The sequence below is a fragment of the Pseudorhodobacter aquimaris genome (genome assembly GCF_001202025.1).
Lineage (GTDB): Bacteria > Pseudomonadota > Alphaproteobacteria > Rhodobacterales > Rhodobacteraceae > Pseudorhodobacter > Pseudorhodobacter aquimaris.
Genome location: NZ_LGHS01000044.1, coordinates 1 through 2,568, shown reverse-complemented (window position 1 = coordinate 2,568; position 2,568 = coordinate 1). Strand labels below are relative to the sequence as shown.

Sequence of the window (2,568 nt, the reverse complement as noted above, 5' to 3'; positions counted from 1 at the left end):
TCTCGCCCCATGGGCAGCTGATTTCAGGCGGGGAAGTCAGCATCCCGAAGCTTTTCGTGAATAACTCGAACGGGCGTATCGGCCTGGTGGGATATTGGGACGTCGTGGCCTTCGACGAATTTGCCGGACGCGAGAAAACCGCGAACAAGGCGCTGGTCGATATCATGAAGAACTACATGGCCAACAAGTCCTTCTCGCGGGGTGTCAACCCAATGGGGGCGGAGGCCAGCTTCTCCTTTGTGGGCAATACCGACCACAATGTGCCCTTCATGCTGAAAACAGCGATCTTTCGAGGCGCTGCCAAGCCAGTTTCACGATTCGCCTTCATCGACCGTCTGCACGCTATTGCCCGGTGGGAGATTGACGTCATCCGCGGCGAGATGTTCACAAGGGGTTGGCTTCATTGTCGACTACCTGGCCGAGATCCTGCGTCATTTGCGATCAGAAGACTTCTCAAATCGGCCAGACCAGTTCTTCCAGGTCAGCGAGAAGATTTCGACGCGAGACCGGGACGCGATTTACAAGACGATGTCGGGCATGCTGAAGCTGATCTTCCCTGATGGCAGCCAGACCGAGGCTGAGGTCGAGGAACTGCTGCGTCTTGCCATAGAAAGCCGCAAGCGGGTGAAGGATCAGCTCGCCCGGATCGACAGTACATACCCGGATGTCGATTTTCATTACATTGGCTCTGACGGTGCAAAGCGGACGGTCAGCACAGTCGAAGAGGAGGAGTATCCACAGTTCTATCATCTCAAGCCAGCTCTCGACCCAAAGGACCAGGGAAACGCCGCCGTTGCTTCGTCTAACGCGCATCAGAAATCTGAAGACGACGCGCGCGCCACGGTACCAAGTGCTCCGATTTCACCCAAATCCCTGCCCGCCCCAAAACTCGCTGAGGGCCACCATGTCTTTGCGGAAAACCGTAAGGGCGTCAGCTACGACAAGCTTTTTGGGCCCTACATCGATGGGGCCAGCCGCATCATCGTGACCGATCCGTATATTCGCCTGTTCTACCAGCACCGGAACATGATGGAATTCGTCGAGATGGTGATCCGCCGGAAGCCTCCGGAGGATCAGATCAGGGTTCACCTTGTGACAGGGCCCGATGAGGGCAACATCTCCCGTCAGCGCGAATTGCTCGAGTCAATCACCACGGCCTGCACAGGCACTGGTGTCGAGTTCAGCTGGGCTTTCGATACTTCTGGTACCGCCCATGCCCGCGACATTGTCGCCGACACTGGCTGGAAGATGGTGCTCGATCGGGGACTCGATATTTTCCAGCCGCCTATCAAAACGGAGGGGTTTTCACTTGGGGACCGGATGCAGGAGCATCGAATGCTGAAGGGATTCTATGTCACCTACGTGCGGCAGTCGGATCAGCCGCAAGGCAAATGAGGGGGAGCAAGATTGAAACGGAATGAAGACATTGAAGTTCTGTCGGGCCAGCTGGTTGCCCAAAACATGATGCTCCAGATGTTGCTTGGGCATTTCACACTGCATGGGTCTGACCGCGGTGAAGAGTTGCGGCATGGGCTCAGCGCCGGGCTAGGAGCGATAAAAGGCAATCCCAACATGACGCAGCGAGAGAAATTCGGCTGCGAAAAGACCCTCGAGGAGGCCATCGACACGATTGACCAACTGCGTGCAAAAAAGGGTTGGACAAAATGACTTTGTCGGGTGTCGATCTTCAGTACCGCCTGCAAGCGGAAGTCCGATAGGGCAGTTCGACAGGAAGGTCTGACGCCGGAGCGCCTGAACTCTCTCCAGCTTTGAGCGAAGCAGCCCGTTCTGAGTTACGCTGGCAGGTGTCGCTCTCGCTGGCGTCGTGACAGCGTGAAAGTTTTGCGTGGCAAGCTCGGCGCCTGCGGGCAGGGCAGCGGATGTCGAACCAAAGCATCGCAGTTTGTAATAGGTGGTCATAGTCGGTCGCCATGGCTTCAGCCATGAAAGCGGCGATCACTTCATCTGGCAGTTCTGCCTGTTGTGCCGCATGGCGGCAACGACCGAGAACGGCAAAGGCATTTCCGTCGCAGCCAGTCAGCTCGACAATGATCTGGGGGTGTTTGAGGGACATAGTTCAGCTCCTTGTGGCAGGCACTGCATCAACAGGCGCGACCGGGGTGGACAGTCCAGTCGAATGTCGATGAGTTCATAAAGGTTGATGACACGCTCGCGCTTGCTCGCGCAGCACTGCGTAATCTGCGAGCCAGCCTATGATCAGGGAGCCTTCGGGCAGCTTGGCAACCTCGTCGGCCACGCCTGCCTGCTGCGGACGGCTGTAGTCCACAACTGGCGGGCAGGCGCTGGGCGTGGCGTCAGAACCCACCATCGCGCAGGCGCTCAAGAAGATCGTCGCGGCCATGAGGGCGGCGGCTGGCGGCCTCCAGCATTTGGCGTTGGATTTCATGGGTATTCTCCGATGTTGCGAGGCGTTCAGCCAACCGTCCCGTGCGCTCCCCGGCACGGCGCAGGTTCAGAAGGAGTAAGGCGATGGTGAGGGCGACCAGCAGAAGGCCCAGCGATCTGCGCGCCGGGGCGCTGGCGAGAATGGTGGGGATCCAGCCGATC

The 2,568-nt window shown here is 58.1% G+C and carries 4 protein-coding genes and 1 pseudogene; 3 read left to right on the top strand and 2 right to left on the bottom strand.

Features of this window, described 5'->3' with window-relative positions:
- Window positions 1-56: 56 nt before the first annotated feature.
- From AKU94_RS20315 to AKU94_RS06480, 3 genes and pseudogenes are all read left to right on the top strand, one after another.
- Window positions 57-338 (top strand): annotated as a pseudogene (locus AKU94_RS20315) (BREX system Lon protease-like protein BrxL); the annotation flags it as partial.
- Window positions 339-345: 7 nt separating this feature from the next.
- A complete protein-coding gene (locus AKU94_RS06485) occupies window positions 346-1,395 on the top strand; it encodes a BREX system Lon protease-like protein BrxL (RefSeq protein WP_232295707.1) in 1,050 nt (349 codons plus the stop codon).
- A 12-nt stretch (window positions 1,396-1,407) separates the two neighbouring features.
- A complete protein-coding gene (locus AKU94_RS06480; RefSeq protein ID WP_050526500.1) occupies window positions 1,408-1,668 on the top strand; it encodes a hypothetical protein in 261 nt (86 codons plus the stop codon).
- Between the two features lie 19 nt (window positions 1,669-1,687).
- Here AKU94_RS06480 and AKU94_RS19980 read toward each other — a convergent pair whose 3' ends face one another.
- Together AKU94_RS19980 and AKU94_RS19975 are read right to left on the bottom strand one after the other, a co-directional pair.
- Window positions 1,688-2,074, bottom strand: a complete 387-nt coding sequence (locus AKU94_RS19980) for a hypothetical protein (protein ID WP_198144856.1) — start codon at window positions 2,072-2,074, stop codon at window positions 1,688-1,690.
- Window positions 2,075-2,315: 241 nt separating this feature from the next.
- Window positions 2,316-2,568 (bottom strand): hypothetical protein (locus AKU94_RS19975; protein ID WP_408633674.1); only part of this gene is annotated, 253 nt, incomplete at its 5' end.